Here is a 22,281-nt window from a genome sequence, read left to right on the forward strand (position 1 = left end):
CCGCCTGTTGGCCCTGGCTTGCGGAATCTGGAATTGGCATCTCAGAAAACGAAAAGAGATTATTTAGGAACAAGTCTTATGTATACTACTCAAGACGTTTTGTTCTATCAATAGCCCGATGGGCAGGCGTAGTTACAGGAAAAATAGATTGTTAGAAAAGGCAATCAATAAGAAATTCTCACTGACATACGCCCGACGGTTCTCGCCGATAATGGCTTAGTGCCCTTACCCTACTCATCGCCGAAAGCAAGCCCAAGGATAAGGTCATGATGGCAACGCTGGTGGTAGATATGATTACCCAAGAAAACTAAACAGTAGTCTTGCCGGCTAGGTCAGATGAACGCGTTACTATACGAACCCTATCCTACTACCTCCGTAAGTACATATCTATAAGCTCTTTACAAATACTGCAAACACCTATGAAAAATCTGCTTTTCACTTCTGCTCTTTGCTGCGGCCTGCTGGTTGCCGGTCTTGATACCACGGCCCTCGCGCAAACCGGCGCCCCGGTTACCAATCAGGCCAACGGCAATCTGCTCAATATGTCGCGGCTTTCGTCCAACCATAACACCCTGATGAAAGCCGTGAAAGCGGCTGGCCTCGACGATAAGGCCCGCGGCACCACCAAATACACCGTTTTTGCGCCTACCGACGCAGCCTTCAACAAGCTGCCCAGCGGCAAACTAGATGAGCTGCTGAAACCCGCCAACAAGCAGCAGTTAGCAATGCTGATTTCCTACCATGTGGTACCCGGCAGCTATCTGGCGGCCAATCTGAAAGACGGTCAGACGCTTACCACGGTACAGGGCGAAACGCTCACAGTGATGCGCCAGGGCCAGTCCATTATGATTAAAGACGCCAAAGGCAACACTGCCAACGTGGTCAACACCGATGTTGTGGCTTCCAACGGCATTGTACAGTCCATTGATGCGGTGCTGATGCCCACGAAGTAACCAGGCTTCCCGTCACTTGCTGCATATTAAAGGCCCAGCCGGTATTGCTACCCGCCGGGCCTTTTAGCGTAAACGCGGCAGCTTCTGCCGTTATTTCGCTTGCAGCGTTACCTGCTGGCTTTGCAGCCCTGGCGCCTGCATCTGCACACTGATACGCCCCGCGCCAGTGGGCTGCACAAACACCAATAGCTTGCCGTGGTAAGCACGGTGCTTGGGTGCTTGGTAGTCCTCATGGCTGGCCAAGTCGCCGCTTTCGATGCCCACCACCATGCCGGGACCCTGCACCGACACGCTAATTTCGTGGGTGGCATCTTGCATTAGGTTGCCGCTTTGGTCTACCACGCGCACCTCCATCTGCGCCAGCTCGTGGGTGCTGGCTGCGAGCTTGGTTTGATAGGCCGTGGCTTGCAGCGCGTGCGGCGCGGTGGCAGTGTGTAACTCGGTGCGGCTGACCTCCTTGCCTTGGTTGTATCCTTTGAGTAAGAGGGTACCCGGCTGGTAGGGCACGTCCCAATACACCTCGCGGCCGGTTTTGCGGCCCAGCGATTTTCCATTCAGCACCAACTCCGTGGCCTCGCAGTTCGTGAAGCCTACCACCCGCACCTGCTCGCCGGCAGGCCAGTTCCAGGTAGGCTGAAGGCGGCGGTGGTTTACGTTAGGCGAGTCGCCGGCTTTGGGTGCGGGCGCAACGGCCACGTACGTCATCGGCTTGGTAGTCCAGAGGCTTTGGCGGAAGTAGTATTCGGGTTTCGGGAAACCGGCCAGGTCCAGCAGGCCCGCGCCATTGCTGCGCTGGGGCCACTTGCCGGCCTCACCCATATAGTCGATGCCCGTCCAGAGGTACTGGGCCGAGATGTAGGCGTTGGTATCAACGGCTGCCCAGGCGGCGCGGCCCATGCCGTTTTCGCTGCCGTAGATGATGCGGTTGGGGTATTTCTGGTGGTCTTCGGGGTAGCGAAACTCCTGGTAGTTGTAGCCCACTACGTCCAGCACATCGGGGTAGTCGGTGAAGTTGGACATGACCACGCCCGCCAGCGCCGCCGTAATGGGCCGCGAGGTGTCATACTGCTTGGCTACCTCCACTAGGTGCCGGGCCAGCACGCCCAGCCGACTGGCCGGCGGGTGGTCGGGTAGGTAGCCTTTGCCGTAGATCTGCGGATTACGGCCGGTGTTCAGCACCTCGTGGGAGTAGGGGTCGTTGGGGTAGTCAATTTCGTTGCCGATGCTCCACATAATAATAGATGGCCGGTTGCGGTTGCGCAGAATCATGTCGCGCAGGTCACGGTCGGCCCACTCCTGGAAATGCTCGTGCGAGCCAAACTTGGCGGGCGTGCCCACGTTCCATCCTTCCACCCACTTGTTTTTGCCTACCTCCCACTCATCGAAGGCCTCGTCCATCACCAGGAAGCCCATCCGGTCGCAGAGCGTGTAGAAGTAATCGGCGTGGGGGTTGTGGCTCATGCGGATGGAGTTGCAGCCTACCTCTTTTAGCGCTTTCAGGCGCCGCTCCCACACTTCCAACGGCACGGCCACGCCCAGCGCGCCGGCATCGTCGTGCAGACACACGCCTTTGAGCTTGAGGTTCTTGCCATTCAGAAAGAAACCCTGCGCAGCATCAAACCGAATGGTGCGCACGCCTACCTCCTCCTCCACTGCATCAAGGGGTTTCCCTTGCACCGATAGCGCCACGCGCAACTTGTACAGGTTCGGATTCTCTACTGACCACAGAGTAGGCTTGTTGATTTTCAGCGTGAGAACAGCCGGCGTATCGGTGCCAGGCTGGGCCTGTACTTGCTGCTGGGCTGTGGCTACTACCTTGCCTTTGGCATCTGTTAACGTGGCCTTTACCAGCACCGGCGTAGCGGTGGTGCTGGCGTTGGTTACGGCCACCGTCACCTGCCCCGTAGCCGCTACGGCCGTTACCTCGGGCGTGGTGAAGCCTACCCCCCACCGCGCCACGTGCACGGGCGCAGTGCCTACCAGGTACACGTTGCGGTAGATGCCCGAGCCGGTGTACCAGCGTGAATCGGCTACCTGGCTGTGCTCCGCTTTCACGGCCAGCAGGTTCTTACCATTCGGGTTCAAGTAGGGCGTCAGCTCGTATTCGAAGGAGGCAAAGCCGCTGGGGCGCTTGCCCAACGAGTGGCCGTTGAGCCACACTTCACTGTTCTTGTACACCCCGTCGAAATACACGAATACCTTCTTGCCGCGCATCTCAGCGGGCACCTCAAACGACTTGCGGTACCAGCCCACCCCGCCGGGCAAAAACGCCGTGGCGCTGGCCCACTCCTGACTGAATGGCCCTTCGATGCTCCAATCGTGAGGGAGCAGCACAGTGCGCCACGCGTGGTCGTCGAGGCCGGTGGTTTCGCCTGCGGGCACGTCGCCTTTGTGAAAGCGCCAGTCGTCGTTGAACAGGAGCGTGCGGCGCTCTTGCGCGTGGGCGCTTGTAGTGGCAAGCCAGCCCCCTATCAGAAGCAGTGTAAGTAGAAATGTACGGGTCATGGGAAAGGAAGAGTAGCTAGGTGGAGGTAGTGCTTAGCGTAGGTTGCCGATGAGGGTAGTGATAGACTGCGGCGCGACCCGCACCGGCTGTTTGGCGCGCGGCGCGGGGGTAGGCACCAAATTGGCGGTGGCGGAGGTAGTGTAGGTGCGTTGCGGAAGCCAGGCTTTCTTGCCCAGTTGGAGGTTCAGCGCCGCCGCGTCGTTACTCGAGTTGACCACTACTACCACGAGCTGCTTGCTGGCCGCATCGCGGTACGCCGATACTAATAGTTGCTGTTCCGGCGTGGCTTTCTGGGCTATTTGTGCCGCTACGCGCACCGCGCCGGGGCGCACAAACCGGCTGTAGTTACCCAAGGCCCACAGCATTTTGCTGTCGTGGTAGGCGCCGTCGGTTTTGTTGCGGTCGATGTAGATGAGGCCGTCTTTGTAGTCGTAGGGCGAAATGGCTACCCACCACTGCCAAGCTGCGGCGTTGGCTACCACCAAATCGTTGTGGATGGTGCGCGCCAAATACAGCGCCGGCCCGATGCCCAGGTCGCGCTTGTTGCCGTTGATTTCGCCCGCGTTATCACCCAAAATGCAGTACTCCGATTGCCAGTAACGAAGACCCTGCACCTGCGCTACCTTATCGGCTAGTTGCTGCCGCACGGCCACGGCCTGGGGGTAGGGCGAGGTGGTGAAGTAGCTGTGCCCGGCAATGATGGAGGCCACACGCGGCAGGTTGCCCACGTAGGTAGGCGAGCTGGGTTTAAAGAACGCGTTGATCTGGTCGCCGCGCTCGGGTTTGTCTTCCGTTGCCAGCAGGTAATTCAGCTTGCCTGCTTCCATCAACAGAATCTTGGTAGGCAGGTTTTGTTGCACTAGTTGTGCGTTCAGCGCCTTCGTAAGACCCGCAATTTCTGCGTTGCGGAAGGGCGTGCCTTCCTGGCCGCCGTCGCTCCAGTCCCATTGGGGCTCGTTTACGGGGCTCAGATAGTCGAAGGTGATGCCGGTCGTCTGCTTCACGCCTTCTACTACCTTGGCCATGTAGGTGGCCGCATCGGCGTAGTGCTCGGGAGCCAGGTTGGTCTTGGCGTCGGTGGCGTAGGCTTTGCCATTGACGGTGTATTGCACGGGCGGACTATTCAGAAAGCCCAAAAACTGCCGCACGCCGCGCTGCTGCGCCGCTTTCAGAAACCACACTTGGCCAGCTTGCTTGGTCCAGTCGTAAGTATTGTCCGAAGTCAGAAACGACTCGGCGCGGCGCCACTCGTCCTTGATGCCGCTTTGCTCGCCCTGCTGCGCGCTTCCCGCGCCGATATTAAAGCGCCACATCGACAGGCCAATGCCCTTGGGTTGCCCGCCGGGCCCTACCTCCGTGCTGAATAGCCAGTCGGCCATGGCGTTCTTTTTGGCCTCGGGCCACTGCCCCACAAACTGGCACGACCACGCATCAGAAGCGCTGAAGTTGTCGATAGTCTGGTAGGTTTTAGCCGGGTCGATGGCGACAGTTGTTGCCGTCGAGGACTGACCGTGTGCGGTGGCAGCTCTTAGCAGGAGGGCTGCTACCCAAGCGCCCGAGCAGTAGGCAGGCACTAGTCGAAAAGGCCATATTACGTTGTTTTTCATATACTTCTGCTAAGTATTGTGGTAAGGCGACCGGAGTGGCGGCTGCATCCTGAAACGCTTATCACCCCAGTAGAACCACGGCAAGCGTGACCCACTGGGGTGAACTGAATAGTCGCGGCTGGGTGCCGGTCCAACAAACGAGACACAGAACAGTGTGTCGTTTGTCGAGTGCCCTTTAGTACCCGGGGTTCTGCACCACGTTGCCTCCCGAGAGCTGAATCTGGGGGGTAGGAATGGGGAACAGGTTGTTCTTTTCCGAAATCTGGTCTTTCACTTTGCCCTTATCGTAGGGGTCGGTGCTGGTGAGCTGGGCGGCGTTGAAGGCTTGTATCACGGCTACCAGGCGCTTTTGGCGCACCAAGTCGTAGTAGCGGTGGCCTTCCATGGCCAACTCCAGGCGGCGCTCCAACCAGATGTGGTTGAGCAGGTCCGTGCCCGTGGAGGTGCGCGGCAGCACCGTGCCGGGCTGCAAGCGGTTGGCGCGGGCCCGCACTAGGTTCAGCGACGACAGCGCTTTGGCCTCCTGGCCCAGCCGGAACGAAGCCTCAGCATGCATCAGCAGCAAATCGGCATAGCGCAGCTCAATACGGTTGAGGGGGGCGTGCTCCCGCTCGTTGGCGGGGCGGTCGGCCAGGGGTAGGAAAATCTTACGGCTCATGCGGCCCGACTCGTTTTCCGAGGGCTTGGTGTCGTAGTTGGAGTAGTCGAAATTGGCGGTTTTCGGTCCCACGTTGTCGCCCTGCCGGATGATGGTCCACTGCCGGCGCGGGTCGTTTTCCTGGATGAAGGCCTGCTCCAGGTTGCTGCTGGGCGTGTTGAAGCCCCAACCGCCATCGGCACGGCTGCGCATAATCACCGTCATCGACGTGCCCAGGTTGAACGTCTGGTTGGGGCTGTAGTTCAGCTCAAACAACGACTCGGGGCCGTTCACGTTGCCCACCGTCCAGATGTTGCTGAAGTCCGTGCTCAGGTTGTACTCGTTGGAGGTCATCACCGTTTCGGCCGCCTGCTGGGCCTGGGCCCACTGCTCGGTGTAGAGGTAGGCTTTGGCCAGGTAGCCGTTGGCGGCACCTTTGGTGGCGCGGCCCAGGTCGCCGGTGGCGCGGGCGCTCTTGAGGGGTAGGGCGGCGGCGGCTTCCTGCAAATCCTTGATAACCTGCGCGTACACCTCAGCGGCGGTAGCGCGCGTCAGCGTTATCGACTCGCTCGGGGATACGGGCGTGAGCACCAGCGGCACGCCGCCGTAGCCCTTCACCAGCTCAAAGTAATTGTAGGCCCGAATAAACTTCACCTCGCCTATGAGTTGCTGCTTCAGCGTGTTGTCGATGGGGGCCGACTCGATGCCTACCAGCGCCGCGTTGCAGTTGCCGATGGACTGGTAGATGTGGGTGTAGCGGTTGTCGAACCACTCGTTGTTGGGCAGCCAGAAAAAGCGGGCGAAGTCGCCAAACTCGCGCTGGTCGCCGGCAATGGCGTTGCCTTTCCAGGCGTCGTCCGAGCCGGCGTCGCCGAACATGCGGGTGCGGTCAATCTTCCACCAATCGTCCTGGTCGGTGGTGGCGTAGCAGCCCATCACGGCCGCCTTGCACTCCTCGGCATTGGAGTAGTAGTTGTTCACGTTCTGCTGGCCCTGCGGGGGCTTGTCCAGGAACGATTCGCAGCCTTGCAGGCCCAGGCCAAGCCCGAGCATCAGGGTGAGAGTAAAGCGGATATTTTTCATGATACAGTGCGGGAGTTTTTTTAGCTGTTAGCTGATGGCTGTTAGCTATTAGCTTTTTTCATCAGAATGCAAGCCAAGCTTCTGTTTATCAGCCAGTAGAAAGCTAATAGCCAACAGCTATCAGCTAACAGCTTAGAAAATTAAAAGCCGATGTTAGCGCCCACCAGGAAGGTGCGGGCCGTGGGGTAGTTGCCCAGGTCCACGCCGCGGTTCAGGGCCGAGGCGCCATCAGTGTAGGAGCGGCCGTACCCGATTTCGGGGTCCACACCGCTGTAGTTGGTGAAGGTCAGCAGGTTCTGGGCGCTCACGTAGAGGCGCAGGCTGCTGGTGTGCAGCATGGTGTTCACGCCCTTGGTGAAGGTGTAGCCCAACTGCAAATTGCGCAGACGTGCGTAGGAGCCGTTTTCCACGTAGAAGTTGGAGAAGCGCGTGAGGTTCTGGTTGTTGTCGTTGGCGACAATGCGCGGTACCGAGTTCGAAGTACCCTCGCCGCTCCACGCCATGTTTTCGAGGCCAGCAATCTTATTATAGTTGTAGCTGCCCGAGTACCACCAGCCCTTGTTGGCATTCACAATGTCGTTGCCGAGGCTGCCGATGAGCGAGGCTTGCAGGTCGAAGCCCTTATAGCCCATGGTCAGGTTCACACCAAAGGTCAGGTCGGGGGTAGGGTTGCCGATGTACTTCTGGTCTTTCTCGTCAATCACGCCGTCGCCGTTCAGGTCGGCAAAGCGGAAGTCGCCGGGCTTGGCGTTGGGCTGAATGAGCGTGCCGCCGGCCGAACGGTAGGCGTCTACCTCACCCTGATTTTGGAAAATACCCGTGTTCTGGTAGCCGTAGAAGGCGCCTACGTAGCCACCTTCCTCAGTCTTAGAAGGCCGCCCAAAAATGGGCGTGTTACCCGAATAGATGGCCTGCCCGTTAGCCAGCTTGTCAATCTTGCTGATGGCGCGGGTGGCATTTACGCTCAGACCGTAGGTGAAATCACCTTTGGTTTCGGCGTAGCCCACTGTGAAGTCCAAGCCATTAGTATTCATGCTGCCTACGTTGGTCACGGGGCTGTTGTAGCCGTAGCCTGCGTGCCCCGGAATCGACTGGAACATGAGCATGTCGTAGGTATTGCGGCGGAACACGTCGGCGGTCAGGGTCAGGCGGTTCTGCAACAGGCCCAGGTCCACGCCAATGTCGTAGTCCTCCACGGTTTCCCACTTCACGTTGGGGTTAGGCACGTTGCCCTGCACGGCGCCCAATTGCAGGGTGCGGTCGGGGCCGGTGACGTAATACGTTCTACCAATGGTGCCCGTGTAGGCGCTGTTGGTCAGGCTGGCAATGTTCTGGTTGCCTACCCGGCCCCAGCTGGCGCGCAGCTTGGCGAAGTTCAGAGCGTTCTGGTTTTTCAAGAAGCTCTCCTCCGACACCAGCCAGCCCACCGACACCGACGGGAACGTGCCCCAGCGGTTGTCCGTCGGGAACACCGAGGCGCCGTCGCGGCGGATGCTGGCGCCCAGCAGGTACTTGCCGCGGTAGTCGTAGTTCACGCGCCCAATCAGCGAGGCAATGGTATTGGTGAAGGTGTTGCCACCAATGGCAAAGCCTGTGGTGGCCGCATCGGGGTAGCGCAGGCTAGGGTCGTTGCTAGGAATGCCCTGGCCCGAGGTGTATTCTGTATTCGTCTGGAAGCGCTCCAAGGTCACGGCCGCCAGCGCCGACACATTATGGTCACCAAAAGCATGGGTGTAGTTCAGCGTGTTGGTGTTGTTCCAGTTGATTTCGATGTTGTGCTCCCGCACCACCGAGTTCACCTGGTTGCGCTCGTTGGCGTCGATGGTGTAGAACGGGTTGAAGTTGTTGCGGCGGTACACGTTGTTGTTGGTACCGAAGCGCGTTTCCGCAATCAGACCCGGAATGAACTCGTAGTTGGCGTACACGGTGCCCACCAGGAAATACTGCTTGCGCTTGTCGTCATTGCGCTCCACGGTGGCAAGCGGGTTGCCCACGTCAGTAGGCGAGGCGCCGTAGTAGTCGTAGGGGTTGCCGGAGGTGCCGGGCACGCGGGCCGGCGTGATGGGGTCGTCGTTGAAGGCGTCGCGGAACAGCGAGCCGCTGTTGAGGTAGTTGCGCGAGGTCATCGAGATGTTGAAGTCCTCCCCTATTTTCAGGCGCTTGGTGGCCTGGTACTCCGATTTCATGCGCAACGCTAGTCGATCGAAATCAGAGCCTTGTACCAAGCCGCGCTCCTTGAAATAGCTCAGGCCCGTGGAGTACACTACCTTGTCGCTGCCACCGGAGAGGCCCACCGAGTAGTTCTGCGTGATGCCGCGCCGGGCAATTTGCTTCCACCAGTCGGTGGTCTGGGTGTACTGCTCGGGGTTAGGGTACACGGCGGCGTTGCCCGAGTTGGTAGCCGCCAAGTTCATAATGCGGGCGTACTCGCTGGCCGAGGCCATGTTGGGCACGTTGGTTGGGTTCGACACGCCAAAGGTGCCGTCTACCGTGATGCGCGGCTCGCCTTTTACACCGGCTTTCGTGGTGATGAGCACCACGCCATTGGCCGCCCGCGAGCCGTAGATAGCCGCCGAAGCCGCGTCTTTCAGTACGCTCAGGGTCGCAATGTCCTTGGGGTTGAGGTAGTCGATGTTGGCCACCGGGAGGCCGTCTACCACGTAGAGCGGGCTGTTGCCGTTGATGGTCGAAATACCGCGAATCAGGATTTGCGGGGCCGAACCGGGCTCCGAGCCCGCGCCTACCACCGTCACGCCGGCGGCTTTGCCTTGCAGGGCGCTGCCTACGTCGGCTACCGTCAGCTTGCTCAGCTCTTCGCCTTGCACCGTCGTCACGGCGTTGGTGAGGGTGCGCTTTTCCTGGCTGCCGTAGCCCACTACCACCACTTCCGACATCACCTGGTTATCCGTACCCAGCGACACATTGAGGGTAGTGCGGCCGCCAATGGCTACCTCCTGCTGCTTGTAGCCCACAAAGGAGAATTGCAATACTCCCGCGTTGGCATCGGGCACATCCAAGGAGAAGTTGCCGTCAGAGCCCGTGGCGGTGCCAGTGGTGGTGCCTTTTAGCAGCACCGTTACGCCGGGTAGGCCGGTGCCCGTTTCATCGCGCACGGTGCCCCGCACCGTGGCAGATTGGGCAAAGGCTGTCGTAATCGACAAGCAGAAAAGCAGTAGGTACGCGGCGTACCATCGCGGGGGGAAGAAGTTTTTCATACAGATGAGTTGGTGGATTTAGGAGAAGATTGAATGCAACTATAGGCGGCGCGGCGGCGACTCTTCGGCAAGTGAATCCTGTCTACCACTTTCCATTTATTCGCCTACCCTAGAGAAGCAGCATGCCGCTTTAGAGCAGCTTATAAGACGTGCCCTACCGTTCGCAATCGTTTGCAAAACACACGGTACCAAGGCGTTTTCAGAAGCAAAACTACGGTCTCCTGCTGTCTACGGGCGGGGGTATTCTCGTGAAAAGGCGGGGGTATTTTAGGTCCTGAGTGCGTCTAACAGCTATTTGAGGCCGTCATTTTCGCATACCGTCACAGGGTGCCTACTGCTCTGCTGGCGTGTGTGCCGGGCGCGCGCACTTACCGGTTCCGCATCTGTGACGCGCACGGTCGCGCACGGTCGCGCAATCAAGCCGAACGTTTCAGATGGGGCAGCGGTGCAGGCAGACGCGCGCTAGCCTTCCCTACCCGTTGCCACCAAAAAAACTTGCTCTTGACGAACGGAAGATTCCGTTTATCAAGAGCAGGTTTTTTGGTGGAGATAGGAAGCGGGTAGTCGATTATTAAAGCGCCCCTACCCTGCGCTTACTGCGTTGCGGCGCGAAGCCTGGAAAACGAGTGCTACGATCTATCAATCCGGTACAACCGGCCCTGATCGGTAATGGCATACAAGGCGCCGTCGCTACCCTGGGTGATGGCGCGGAATCGCTGCTCCTCGCTTGCTAGCAACCGTTCTTCGCCTACTACCCGGTTGTTGTCGATAACCAGGCGAACAATGTGCATACCGCTCAGCGAGCCGATGAACAGATTGTTCTGCCACTCCGCTATTCGATTCCCGCTGTAAAAGGTCATGCCGCTGGGCGATACCACCGGGTCCCAGTAATACACGGGCTGTTGCAATCCTTCCTGTTGCTGAATGCTGCTGCCAATGGGCTGCCCACTGTATTCGATACCGTAGGTGATGGTAGGCCAGCCGTAATTGGCACCCGCTTGCAGGCGGTTTATTTCGTCGCCGCCGCGAGGGCCGTGCTCACTCTGCCATACCTCACCGGTAACGGGGTGGATAGCCAGTCCCTGCGGATTCCGGTGTCCGATGGAGTACAGCTCGGATAGGGCGCCTGCCTGCGCAAACACCGGGTTGCCGGGTGCGGGCTGCCCGTCTTTGGTGATGCGGATAATCTTGCCCAGAGCCGACGTGACCAACTGGGCCTGGGGCCGGGTCACCAAATCCGACCGTTCGCCGGTGCTCACCAGCAGGTTGCCGGTGCGGTCGAACACCACCCTACCTCCGTAGTGCAGCGTGCCGGCATAGGCCGGCTCGGCCCGGTAAATAACGGTGGCCCCTTCAATCGTTCGTTCATCGGTAGCCAGCTTGCCTTTGGCAATGGCTGTTACGTTGCCGCCGGGGCGGGCTTCCGAAAACGACCAGTACACCATCCGGTTCGTGGCGAAAGCAGGGTCGAGGCATACGCCCATCAGTCCGCCCTGCCCGGCTGGGTTCACCGCCGGAATGCCCGTAATCGGCTCACTGACTGTACCGGAAGCCGTAACGATGCGCATGCGCCCGGCCTTCTCGGTCACTAGCACGCGCCCATCAGGTAGCCCGGTGATGCCCCACGGACTGGTCAGAGAAGACGTGATGACATCCGCACGGTAGCTGGCGGTGGTGGTCACGCCCCCTACCCTGGTTTGCCCGGCAAAAGCTGGCTTGTAAGTGGTGTTGGGGGCCTTGGTTTCCACAGGCTCTGTGGTAGGGCCAGGCGTAACCGGGTCGGTAACCTGTTGTTTCTCATCTGAACACGAGAGCAAGACCAAAGAAGAACCAAGCAGAAAAAGCAGACGATGTTTCATAGAATGCAGAGTGAAGTGGAGAAACGGCCCGTTGAGTAGGAGTAGTATCGTTCGTACTCCGGATACGGCCTTACCATTTCTCGTCTACGTTGATCAGCACAGTTCGTAGGAAAACGCCTCCATACTACTCTCTACGTAAGCCCATCGGTGCCAGAAAGCAGCAATGAACTACCCGCTGTGAATGGCTGTCTTCCGTATACTTCTCAGCAGTGTATAGTCTATGAAAACCGTTTTCCTTTCGCTGCTCAGCGCGGGTGTGCTGGCCAGCGTGGCCCTACCCTATGCCAGCAAGTTAGCTCCCAAAACCAGTGCTCCTACCCTGCCAGCCGCTGCTCGCGTGCCCGTGGTTGTGGAGCTGTTCACCTCAGAAGGATGCTCTAGCTGCCCCGCCGCCGACGCCACGTTGCGCGAGTTGGCTGCCACGCAGCCGGTGTCCGGTGTGGAGATAGTGGCGCTGGGGGAACACGTGGATTATTGGAACCGCCTGGGGTGGAAAGACGCTTACTCATCGGCGCAGTTTACGGAGCGGCAACGGCAGTATGCCGCCCGGTTTGGCACCGGTTCCTACACCCCGCAGGCCGTGGTGAATGGCCAAACGGAGCTAGTAGGCAGCCAGCGGCAGAAGCTCGCGGCGGCTATAGCGCAGGCCGTTACGGCTCCACGCGCCACCATTCGCCTCACGCGCCCCAACCCGACCAGCATACACGTGCAAGTGTCCTCCCTACCCACCGGCGCAAAGCAAAGCCAGGTACTGCTGGCCCTTACCGAAAGGGGGCTGTCGTCGCAGGTAGGGCGGGGCGAAAATGCCGGGCGTTTGCTGCGCCACGCGCCCGTCGTGCGGGCTTTGCGCACCGTGGGCACGGTAGACGGCGCGGGCAGTTTCGCCGCTACGGTGCCACTACAGTTGGCAGCGCAGTGGCAAGCTGCGGAGGTGCGTGCCGTTGTGCTGGTGCAGGAAACTGCATCGCGGCGCATTGTGGGCGCGGCGAGCCTGGCTGTAGATGCTGGTGCTGACGCTACACCATAGATGCGCCAAAAGCCAAAAGCGCCATGTTGCTCAATCAGCAACATGGCGCTCTTCTCTATACTATCGTGCTGGGTAGCTAGTTGATCTGGTAGGCTGGTTGCGTGGCCTCCTTGGGCACCCGCTCGTCGAGGAGCGTTTTGCCGGCCAGGTACACGACCACCGATAGCCCTACCTTATTAATGATGTCGGCCACGGAAAACGACAGGTGAATCCAGTTCATGTCAATGTCGAGCACCGACAGCACGTAGCCCAGCGGGTACACGCCCCAGGTGGTAACCGTAGACAGTGCAATGATTTTGAACGACTTGCGCTCGATGGGCTTGGCTTGATCCTTGAAGCGGTTCCAGAGACGATACAGCACAAACGGCACCACTAGGTAGCCCACCGTAGATACGGCGCCCCAGAACAGCTTCGGCCCTACCAAGATATGCCCGGCAGCATCCAGCTGCTGCTCGCCGATGTAGCCCGTGAGCACCATAAAGAAGTCGGCCAGCAAGAGCGCCGTAATGGCCCCTTTGGCCTTAGAAGACTCTACGCGCAGCATCGACACCATTTTCAGCAGCAATAGCGGCGTGGTCACAGCCCAGTCCATGTAGCGGTACTGCCCGATGGCGTTGTAGCTGGTGCGAATCAGCTCCTGCCGCTCCGCCTCCGTGCCCAACGCCGACAAATCGGCCAGCATGTGCCGGTAGTAGTCCTGAATGAAGTAGTACGATAGGCCCGCCACGGCCGCAATAATGGCGCCCATCACCCGCGTGATGCGGTGCTCGGGCACGATGCTGTTGTGGGTGGTCAGCGTGAAAATGAGGTTGGCTAGGAAGGCATACATGGCCACCAGCATAAAGAAGTACACGACCATGGACAGGACGCCTACGTTGGCCGCGGTGGGCACAAAAATGTCGGAAAGGTGCATGAAAGAAAAGGGTTTGGTGGAGGAAAGAATTTGTCTCTCTTCTACGCGCTTTTCAACACCTGTAATATGACAAATTAATGATATTTATTATACATTTTCTAGCTCGTCAGTCACTTAATATAAAGAGGTGAATATCAGGTGAATTGCCAAAATTATTTACTACGCTGGCTGCATCTATAACACGCAAATGCATACGCCCGCACAATGGAAACACGCGGCACGGACAAGTCGCGTTGGAGACCCGAGACCGGAAAGCTTGCTTCAAGGCCACGCTTTACTTTATGTTTTTACTATTAAAGCAACAGTTACTATATACCTCAACCTTTGAATTCTCTAGCAAGAAAAGAAATAACCAATTTTTCAAATTCTATAAACTTTTGAAAAGGAAAGTCGCTACGCCTATTTTCTGCATAACTTTTTTCTTTTAACAGAAGAAATGTTTTCTTCAGTTGCATGTAACATATTACCAGCAATGATTTTAGTTTAATTTCAAAGCTGACTGTCCGTTCAAAACCAGTTATTTTACTACCCCAGTCCTCACGAAAACCCTGCACATCAACTAGTACTGCATCGTGACGAGATTCCAACCTAGTTATTGTTATTCTCTCGCCACCTGGTTCGCCATACCAAAAGAACTCCGTGTTCTTCTCACTATGAAGCAGGCTAATGAGCGACTGAATAAGATCTTCATAGGGGTCATTAAAAATATGAGTTATTGCTAATTCATAAGGCTTCCCTTTTATATAGATAAAGCAGGTGCTCCAACCATGCGGATTCATTGTTAGAATCAAATCGATATCATCTGTATCAGACAGTGTCGTTGAATTCATAATTAATTTTCGTATTCTATTTCACGGCTTCCCCGCCATCGTAAACACCAACTCCCCACCCTTCACCACATCCGCATACGCCAGGAACGGCCGCGTGAGCTTCTGACCGTTTAGACGGGCTTCCTTCACGTACACGTTCTTATCACTCTGGTTTTTGACTTTGATGCGGAAGGTTTTGCCGTTTTCCAGGTTGATGGTGGCGCCGTACACTGCCGGGCTGCCCAGGGCGTACTCCGGCGAGCCGGGTGCCACGGGGTAGAAGCCCAGCGACGAGAAGATGTACCAGGCCGACATCTGGCCGCAGTCGTCGTTGCCGCCGAGGCCATCGGGGGTAGGGCGGTACATTTTGGGCAGGATCATGCGCACGCGGGCCTGGGTTTTGTAGGGCTGGCTGGTCCAGTTGTAGAGGTAGGCGGCGTGGTGGGCGGGCTCGTTGCCATGCACGTAGTTGCCGATGATGCCGTCGCGGGTGATATCCTCGGTTTCGGCGAAAAACTCGTCGGGCAGGTGCATGGTAAACAGCGAATCCAGGTGGGGGATGAACTTCTTTTCGCCGCCCATTTTGGCGATGAGCGCAGCCGGGTCTTGCGGCACGTAGAGGCTATAGTTCCAAGCGTTACCCTCGATGAAGCCCTGGTCGTTGGTGCTCAGCACGTCGAAGCGCTGACGGAAGCTGCCGTCGGCGAGGCGAGGGCGCATGAAGCCAATGCGCGAGTCGTAGACGTTCTGCCAGTTCTGGGCGCGCTTGCTGAACTCGGCTTCTACTTCCTTGTTACCTAACTTCTTAGCTAGCTGCGCAATGCACCAGTCATCGAAGGCGTATTCCAGTGTTTTCGAGACAGAAGCGCCGCTTTTGTCTTCGGGCACGTAGCCTAGTTGCTCGTAGTAGCCAATGCCATCGTAGCGCTTTTGGTGGGCGGTGGTCACGCAGGCGTCGAGGGCGCGCTGGGCCTGGTCGGCGGGCACCACGCCTTTCAGCACGGCGTCGGCAATGACGGGCACCGAGTGGTAGCCAATCATGCACCAGTTTTCGTTGGCGTAGTGGCTCCAGATGGGCAGCATGTGCAGGGTGCTCTGGTCGTAGTGGCTAAGCATCGACTGCACCATATCGGCGTTGCGCTTGGGTTCCAGCAGGTTAAAGAGCGGGTGCAGGGCGCGGTAGGTGTCCCAGAGTGAGAAGGTAGTGTAGTTGGTGAAACCCTTGGCCTGGTGAATGTTCTGATCGAGGCCGCGGTACTGGCCGTCTACGTCCATGTAGGTGGTCGGGCTGAGGGCGGCGTGGTACATGGCCGTGTAGAAGTTCTCCTTGTCTATCTTTTTGGGCGACTCAATGGCCACCTTGCCCAGCTGCTCCTGCCACTGTGCCTGCCCCTGTCGTTTCACCGCCTCAAAGTCCCAGCCGGGTATTTCGGCCCGCAGGTTGCGCAGCGCCCCCTCGGTGCTCACGCCCGACAAGGCCATTTTCACTTTGATTTTTTCGTTGGCCGTCGTCTTGAAATCGAAGTACAGGCGCAACTGTTCACCGGCCAATTCAGGAAAGTTGTGGGCCTGGTCGAAGCGGCCCCAGAAGCCGCGGTACACCTGTTTCTTGGAGTAGTTGCGGCTGCCGTAGCTCGCAAACGGCTTCGAAAACGCCATGGCAAAGTACTCCACGCGGGTGCGCGCCCAGCCGTTGGTTTGGCGGTAACCGGTTATGAGCGAGTCGTTTTCGACCCGCACAAAGGTCCAAACGTTCTTATCGGGGTAGTTGTAGATGCCAGCCGTGAGGTCGAGGATGATGTGCGCCTGATCGGACTGCGGGAAGGTGTACTGGTGCATCCCTACCCGGTTGGAGGCGGTTAGCTCGGCCAGGATGTTGTGGTCGTCGAGCTTCACGCGGTAGTAGGCGGGCTCGGCTACCTCGTTCTGGTGCGAAAACCGGGACCGGAAACCCTTCTCCGGCTGGTCGGCGGTGCCGGGGTTGAGCTGGAGCGGACCGGTGGTAGGCATCACCTGAAAATCGCCCAGATCAGAATGGCCCGTACCGCTGAAGTGGGTGTGCGAGAAACCGACAATGCTTTTATCAGCGTATTGATACCCAGCGCAATACTCGTATACCTTGGGGTTGTACTTGCCGTTCAGCTCATAGGGAATGGTATCCGTATCGGGCGAGAGCTGCACCATGCCGAAGGGCACCGTGGCGCCGGGGTAGGTGTGCCCCATCTTGGCCGTGCCCACCAGCGGGTGGGCGTATTGCACGAGGTTTTCGGTAGAGGCTTTCTGAGCGAAAGAAGGTAGGGCAGCGAGAAGAAGAGTCGTGAGGGTCAGGCGTTTCATCAGCTTCAGGTAGGGGCGTTGAAGCTGGGAAGTTAGGAGAAAAGGACGCGAGAACGACCTTTCCCGCGCTATTCTATTAGTGCTCGTTTACGGTATAAATCAACATGAAATGTATTATTTTGTTGAATATCAATCATTTAAACAACCACGTTTTTATTATTTTCTATAAGTTAGAGCTATCACTGACTAACCCTAGCGCTTTATGAATGCTATTCTCCTCCTATTCACGTGTTTAGCGCCTTGCACTTTATGGGCGCAGTCTCGGAACGTTGATAAAGCGAAGCCCGCTGACAAAGGTCCTGCTGAAACGATTGTTTCAGTACAAACTGTCACTCCACCAGAGCGTACCACACATCAACGTGCCGATAAATTGCCTACGCCGGGCGTTTATCAAAGCAAACCTCACGCGTTGCGCATTCTGGTTCCAGACTCAACAAAAGACGCTCTTCCCCGTGCACGCCCTTCTACTTCCGCCGCCAAGGGTCTTATTGCGCCACTGCCTAAGGAGCGTCTACAAAAAGTTAAGCCGAAGTAACAGTTCAGTTGGTTGCACTACTGGGCTAGCGTGCATCTACGATGCACACTAGCCTTTCTTTTTTACTATTTAAGCTAAAAAAACATCTAATTATCACAACTGTATCTTAACTTAGTCGATTGCTACGTCCTGCCTCCTATTTCTTCGCACCATGTGTAACTGCTTTACTAGCACCACTTGTACGACTGTACTATTGTTGCTTTTAAGTATTGTTTCTCCTGCCAACGCCCAGCAGTCACTGTTCAGCTTACTCAGCCCAAAGGAAACCGGCATTACCTTCCAAAACGACGTCAGCGAAACCGAGGCGCTGAACGTGCTGTCGTATGAGTATTTCTACAACGGCGGCGGCGTGGCCGTGGGCGACATCAACAACGACGGCCTACCCGATTTGCTGTTCACCGGCAACATGCGGCCCAACCGGCTCTACCTCAACCAGGGCAATTTCAAGTTCAAGGATATCACCCGCCAGGCCTCCCCGCTGCTGGAAGGCCGCAAAGACAGCTGGAAAACCGGCGTGACCATGGCCGATGTAAACGGCGACGGTCTGCTGGACCTTTATATCTGCTACTCGGGCAAGAAGGACGAAGCCACGCGCCGCAACCAGCTGTTCATCAATCGGGGCAACGCTACCTTCAAGGAGGAAGCCCAGGCCTACGGCCTCGACGACCCCAGCTACAGCACCCAGGCCGCCTTTTTCGACTTCGACAACGACGGCGACCTGGACATGTTTCTGCTCAACCACAGCATCAAGAAAATCGACAACATGGCCTTTGCCAGCCTAAAAGGGCAGGCCGACGTGCTGTCGAGCAACAAGCTGTTTCGCAACGATAAGGGCCATTTCACCGACGTATCCAAAGCCGCGGGCATCGTGCAAAACCCGCTCACGTTTGGGCTGGGTATTGCCGTGGCCGATATTGATAAAGACGGTTGGGCGGATGTATACGTCACCAACGACTACAACGAGCCCGACTACCTCTACCACAACAACCACGACGGCACGTTCACCGACCAGTCAAAGCAGGTGCTGCGCCATCACTCCCACTTCTCGATGGGTGTGGACATTGCCGATTTCAACAACGACGCCCGCCCCGACATCCTGACCTTGGATATGATGCCGGCCGACAACCACCGGCAGAAATCCTTGCAGTTGCAGGAGAACTACGAGTCGTTTGCGTTGATGCTGCAACAGGATTTGTACCACCAGTACATGCGCAACATGCTGCACCTCAACAACGGCGACGGCACGTTCAGCGAGATTGGGCAACTGGCCGGTGTGTCGAACACCGACTGGAGCTGGTGCCCCCTGCTGGCCGATTTTGACAACGACGGCTACAAGGATATCTTCATCAGCAACGGCTATCTGCGCGACTACACCAACAAGGATTTTTTGCGCTATTGGGGCGATTATAAGATCAAGAAGGCCATGGCGCGGGAGCCATTCCTACTCATGGACCTCGTGACTGCCATGCCCTCCACGGCCGTGCCCGATTACATCTTCCGCAACAACCACGACTTGACGTTCACCAACAAGCAAACCGACTGGGGCCTCAACCAAACCAACATGTCGAACGGCGCCGTGTATGCCGACCTCGACAATGACGGGGATTTGGAGCTGATTGTGAACACGATAAATCAGCCGGCCAGTATCTACCGCAACCGAAGCGTGGAGGATCAGCACACGGCCTACCTGGCGTTCAAGCTCACGGGCGCAGGCCAAAATACCCAGGCCGTGGGCGCGAAAGTGTATGTGTACGCCGCTGGCAATGCGCAGTACCAGGAGGTGAACCCCAACCGCGGCTACCTCTCCTGCGTGCCTACCACCCTGCATTTCGGGTTGGGTAGCAGCTCGGTAGTGGATTCGGTGCGAATTGTGTGGCCCAACCAGACCCGGCAGTTGCTGACCAAAGTAAAGGCCAACCAATTGCTGAAACTGACCGCGCCGGCTGCCGGCAAAAACCTGGCGGCTCGCTCGGCCCCTACCCCCAAAACCTTGTTTCAGCCGGCCACGCCGCTGTTTGCGTTTCAGCCCGAGGAGGTAGCCCTTAACGACTTCAAGCGCCAGTTGTTGATGCTATTTATGTACTCCAAAACGGCCCCAGTGCTCACACAGGCCGATGTGAACAAGGACGGCCTCGACGACCTGTTTGTGAGCGGTGCACCCGGCGAGCTGGGCCGCGTGTACGTGCAGCAGCCGGGCGGCACCTTCCAGGAACAGGCGCTGGCGGGTGGTGCTAGTCCGGCCGCGGGCACCGTGGCTGCGGCTACCTTCCTAGATGCCAACGGTGACTCCTACCCTGACCTTTACTTAGCCAAAGGCGGCTATGCCTTGTATGAAGCCAACACTCCCGATTTGCAGGACGAGCTGTACCTGAACGATGGCAAAGGCCGCTTGGTGCTGGCTCCCAACGCCCTACCCTCGCTGCACGGTAGCAGCAAAGGCTGCGTGCGCGCCGCCGATGTAGACGGCGACGGCGACCTGGATTTGTTTGTGGGGGGTAGGGTAATACCCGGCCATTACCCACTGGCGCCGCCCAGCTACCTGCTGCTGAACGACGGCAAAGGCAAGTTTGCGGCCGTGGCCGACGCGCCGTTTGCCCGCGCCGGCATGGTGACGGATGCGCAGTGGGTGGACCTGAACAAGGACAAGCGCCCCGACTTGGTGCTGTGCGGCGAGATGATGCCCCTCACCGTCTGGATCAACACGCCGCAGGGCTTCCAGGACCAGACAGCCGACTACTTTGCTACCCCGCAGCAGGGTTTCTGGTTCAGCCTGCACGTGGCCGACGTGAACCAGGATGGTCAGCCCGACATTGTGGCCGGCAACCTGGGGCTGAACACGCAGATACGCGCCACAGCTCAGCAGCCAGCCGAGTTGTACTATGCTGATTTCGACAACAATGGCTCCATCGACCCCTTCTTCAACTTCTACCTCGACGGCAAAAGCTACCCCTTTGTGAGTCGCGACGAGCTAAACGATGAAATCTACCCGATGCGCCGCCGCTTCACCTCCTACAAGGCCTACGCTGATGCGACCATGCAGGACATTTTTCCGGCTGAGGATCTTAGTAAGGCGAAGAAGTTGGAGGCCAACGAGATGCGCACCATGCTCTACCTCAACCAAAACGGTAAATTTGCAGCCGCCCCCCTACCCACCGAGGCGCAGTTCTCGGCCGTGACCCACATTGCCAGCGGCGACTACAACCACGACGGCCACCCCGACTTGCTCCTGCTGGGCAACCACTCCGACAACCGCCTGAAGCTAGGCAGCTTGGATGCCAACTATGGCTGCCTGCTGCAAGGCAATGGCAAAGGGGGGTTCCGGTACGTAACCCAGCCCCAAGCCGGCCTGTGCGTGCTGGGCGACGTGAAATCAGTGAGTGAAATAACGGTGAATAAGCAGCCCTACCTGGTGGTGGGCGTGAGCAACGGCGCCGTACAGTTTTACAAGAAGCAAAAATGAAAAAGCAGGTTCTCTTCCTGATGAGCTTGGTGCTGGGCGGCCACGCATCGGTCTACGCTACCGCGCCTCCTACCCCCCTGAACCCCGGCAAGGCCCTGGATGCCATCAACATGACGCTGGTGCACGATGTAGTGGCCCCTCCAGTGGCAGCGCGCTACTACGCGTACACCACGCTGGGCGCTTATGCCATTGTATCAGCCCACAACAAGAGCCTGCCCGCCCCTACCCGCTTTATCACGGGCTACACCACCGACCTGCGGCTGGATACGGTGAAGGGCAAATACGACTACCAGATAGCGGCCTATTACAGCATGCTGGAAGCGGCGCGCTTGCTGCTTCCTTCCGGCGAAAATCTGGCCGCAGAGGAAGAGGAGTTTGTGCGCGGCCTGGAAAAACAAGGCGTGAAGCCGGCCGTGCTGGCGCAGTCGGTGCGGGTAGGGAAGCTGGCGGCAAAAGCGGCTGTTGCCTTCTCCAAAAACGATCGTTATAATCGTCTGAGCGCCCTGAAGCGCTACACTCCCGTGAAGGCGGAAGGCGCCTGGTACCCTACCCCACCTGCTTACATGGAAGCGGTGGAGCCCAACTGGAAAACGATTCGGCCGCTGATGATAGACTCGGCCGCGCAGTTCCGCCCGGCCCCGATGGTGCCGTTCAGCAAGGACACGGCTTCGGCCTTTCATAAGCAGGTGCTGGCCGTATACAACGTCTCGAAGCACCTCACCGACGAGCAGCTACAAATTGCCCAGTTCTGGGACTGCAACCCGTTTGCGGTCAATACCGCAGGGCACATGGCCATCGGCTTCAAAAAGATCAGTCCCGGCGGACACTGGATGAACATTGGGGCTCTGGTGGCGCAGCAGCAAAAGGTAGGCTTCGACCGCACGGTGCTAGTACTGGCCATGGAGGGCGTAACGCTGATGGACGCCTTTATCAGCTGCTGGGAAGCCAAGTACGCCACCAACCGCATCCGTCCCGAAACCTACATCAACCGCTTCATCGACGTGAAGTGGCAGCCGATTCTGCAAACGCCGCCTTTCCCGGAGTACACCAGCGGCCACGCCGTCGTGTCCAACGCCGTGGCCGAAATGCTCACCTACCTGCTCGGTGACAACATTGCATACCTCGACAACACCGAAATTCCCTTCGGCAGCGGCGAGCGGGCCTTCACCTCGTTCCGGCAGGCCGCCGGCGAAGCTTCCGTGTCGCGCTTCTACGGCGGCATTCACTACATGGAGAGCGTCAACAACGGCAACGAGCAGGGCAGGCAAATAGGCCGTTACCTGGTAACCAAGCTCCGCAACGCCGGCGTGAAGCCGCTGGCGAGTAGGTAGATTCCATTA

At 58.0% G+C, this 22,281-nt stretch carries 13 protein-coding genes; 5 read left to right on the forward strand and 8 right to left on the reverse strand.

Translation table 11 applies throughout. The annotated features are described in order from the left end of the window. The first annotated feature begins 419 nt into the window (after window positions 1-419). On the forward strand, window positions 420-953 hold the full coding sequence (locus KYK14_RS08460) for a fasciclin domain-containing protein (protein ID WP_219158442.1): 534 nt from the start codon (window positions 420-422) through the stop codon (window positions 951-953). Window positions 954-1,043: 90 nt separating this feature from the next. On the opposite strand, the gene KYK14_RS08465 is transcribed toward KYK14_RS08460, so the two are convergent. From KYK14_RS08465 to KYK14_RS08485, 5 genes are all read right to left on the reverse strand, one after another. After that, window positions 1,044-3,458 carry a glycoside hydrolase family 2 TIM barrel-domain containing protein gene (locus KYK14_RS08465; protein WP_219158444.1) on the reverse strand — a complete coding sequence of 805 codons (2,415 nt, stop codon included), beginning with the start codon at window positions 3,456-3,458 and terminating at the stop codon, window positions 1,044-1,046. 33 nt (window positions 3,459-3,491) lie between these two features. Continuing rightward, the gene (locus KYK14_RS08470) at window positions 3,492-5,066 is read right to left on the reverse strand and encodes a glycoside hydrolase (RefSeq protein ID WP_219158445.1); all 1,575 of its coding nucleotides are present in this window, start codon (window positions 5,064-5,066) and stop codon (window positions 3,492-3,494) included. A gap of 175 nt (window positions 5,067-5,241) precedes the next feature. Then, window positions 5,242-6,786 (reverse strand): RagB/SusD family nutrient uptake outer membrane protein, encoded by a 1,545-nt coding sequence (locus KYK14_RS08475; protein ID WP_219158447.1) that lies wholly within the window; start codon window positions 6,784-6,786, stop codon window positions 5,242-5,244. A 140-nt stretch (window positions 6,787-6,926) separates the two neighbouring features. Continuing rightward, window positions 6,927-10,001, reverse strand: coding sequence for a SusC/RagA family TonB-linked outer membrane protein (locus KYK14_RS08480; RefSeq protein ID WP_219158448.1), 3,075 nt, complete (start codon window positions 9,999-10,001; stop codon window positions 6,927-6,929). Window positions 10,002-10,630: 629 nt separating this feature from the next. Then, window positions 10,631-11,860, reverse strand: coding sequence for a PQQ-dependent sugar dehydrogenase (locus KYK14_RS08485; protein WP_219158450.1), 1,230 nt, complete (start codon window positions 11,858-11,860; stop codon window positions 10,631-10,633). 220 nt (window positions 11,861-12,080) lie between these two features. On the opposite strand from KYK14_RS08485, the gene KYK14_RS08490 reads away from it, so the two are divergent. Further along, on the forward strand, window positions 12,081-12,887 hold the full coding sequence (locus tag KYK14_RS08490; RefSeq protein ID WP_219158452.1) for a DUF1223 domain-containing protein: 807 nt from the start codon (window positions 12,081-12,083) through the stop codon (window positions 12,885-12,887). A 76-nt stretch (window positions 12,888-12,963) separates the two neighbouring features. Here the strand turns inward: KYK14_RS08490 and KYK14_RS08495 are convergent, their stop codons facing one another. From KYK14_RS08495 to KYK14_RS08505, 3 genes are all read right to left on the reverse strand, one after another. Beyond that, window positions 12,964-13,800, reverse strand: a complete 837-nt coding sequence (locus KYK14_RS08495) for a bacteriorhodopsin (protein WP_219158454.1) — start codon at window positions 13,798-13,800, stop codon at window positions 12,964-12,966. Between the two features lie 317 nt (window positions 13,801-14,117). Next, on the reverse strand, window positions 14,118-14,630 hold the full coding sequence (locus KYK14_RS08500; protein ID WP_219158456.1) for a hypothetical protein: 513 nt from the start codon (window positions 14,628-14,630) through the stop codon (window positions 14,118-14,120). A gap of 21 nt (window positions 14,631-14,651) precedes the next feature. Next, window positions 14,652-16,946, reverse strand: a complete 2,295-nt coding sequence (locus KYK14_RS08505; RefSeq protein WP_219158458.1) for a GH92 family glycosyl hydrolase — start codon at window positions 16,944-16,946, stop codon at window positions 14,652-14,654. A gap of 202 nt (window positions 16,947-17,148) precedes the next feature. Here KYK14_RS08505 and KYK14_RS08510 point away from each other — a divergent pair, with 202 nt between their 5' ends. From KYK14_RS08510 to KYK14_RS08520, 3 genes are all read left to right on the forward strand, one after another. After that, window positions 17,149-17,481: a hypothetical protein gene (locus KYK14_RS08510; protein WP_219158460.1), complete on the forward strand. Its 333-nt coding sequence runs from the start codon at window positions 17,149-17,151 to the stop codon at window positions 17,479-17,481. 196 nt (window positions 17,482-17,677) lie between these two features. Then, window positions 17,678-20,941, forward strand: coding sequence for a VCBS repeat-containing protein (locus KYK14_RS08515; protein ID WP_246601748.1), 3,264 nt, complete (start codon window positions 17,678-17,680; stop codon window positions 20,939-20,941). Beyond that, a complete protein-coding gene (locus KYK14_RS08520; protein WP_219158464.1) occupies window positions 20,938-22,272 on the forward strand; it encodes a vanadium-dependent haloperoxidase in 1,335 nt (444 codons plus the stop codon). The genes KYK14_RS08515 and KYK14_RS08520 overlap by 4 nt, the downstream gene beginning before the upstream one ends. Window positions 22,273-22,281: the final 9 nt, after the last annotated feature.

The organism is Hymenobacter profundi, from assembly GCF_019334315.1.
GTDB classification, from domain to species: domain Bacteria; phylum Bacteroidota; class Bacteroidia; order Cytophagales; family Hymenobacteraceae; genus Hymenobacter; species Hymenobacter profundi.

Bases quoted from the DNA above. Each gene is read 5' to 3' on its own strand.
- KYK14_RS08460 (WP_219158442.1), top strand. From the start codon at position 420: ATGAAAAATCTGCTTTTCACTTCTGCTCTTTGCTGCGGCCTGCTGGTT.
- KYK14_RS08465 (WP_219158444.1), bottom strand. From the start codon at position 3,458: ATGACCCGTACATTTCTACTTACACTGCTTCTGATAGGGGGCTGGCTT.
- KYK14_RS08470 (WP_219158445.1), bottom strand. From the start codon at position 5,066: ATGAAAAACAACGTAATATGGCCTTTTCGACTAGTGCCTGCCTACTGC.
- KYK14_RS08475 (WP_219158447.1), bottom strand. From the start codon at position 6,786: ATGAAAAATATCCGCTTTACTCTCACCCTGATGCTCGGGCTTGGCCTG.
- KYK14_RS08480 (WP_219158448.1), bottom strand. From the start codon at position 10,001: ATGAAAAACTTCTTCCCCCCGCGATGGTACGCCGCGTACCTACTGCTT.
- KYK14_RS08485 (WP_219158450.1), bottom strand. From the start codon at position 11,860: ATGAAACATCGTCTGCTTTTTCTGCTTGGTTCTTCTTTGGTCTTGCTC.
- KYK14_RS08490 (WP_219158452.1), top strand. From the start codon at position 12,081: ATGAAAACCGTTTTCCTTTCGCTGCTCAGCGCGGGTGTGCTGGCCAGC.
- KYK14_RS08495 (WP_219158454.1), bottom strand. From the start codon at position 13,800: ATGCACCTTTCCGACATTTTTGTGCCCACCGCGGCCAACGTAGGCGTC.
- KYK14_RS08500 (WP_219158456.1), bottom strand. From the start codon at position 14,630: ATGAATTCAACGACACTGTCTGATACAGATGATATCGATTTGATTCTA.
- KYK14_RS08505 (WP_219158458.1), bottom strand. From the start codon at position 16,946: ATGAAACGCCTGACCCTCACGACTCTTCTTCTCGCTGCCCTACCTTCT.
- KYK14_RS08510 (WP_219158460.1), top strand. From the start codon at position 17,149: ATGAATGCTATTCTCCTCCTATTCACGTGTTTAGCGCCTTGCACTTTA.
- KYK14_RS08520 (WP_219158464.1), top strand. From the start codon at position 20,938: ATGAAAAAGCAGGTTCTCTTCCTGATGAGCTTGGTGCTGGGCGGCCAC.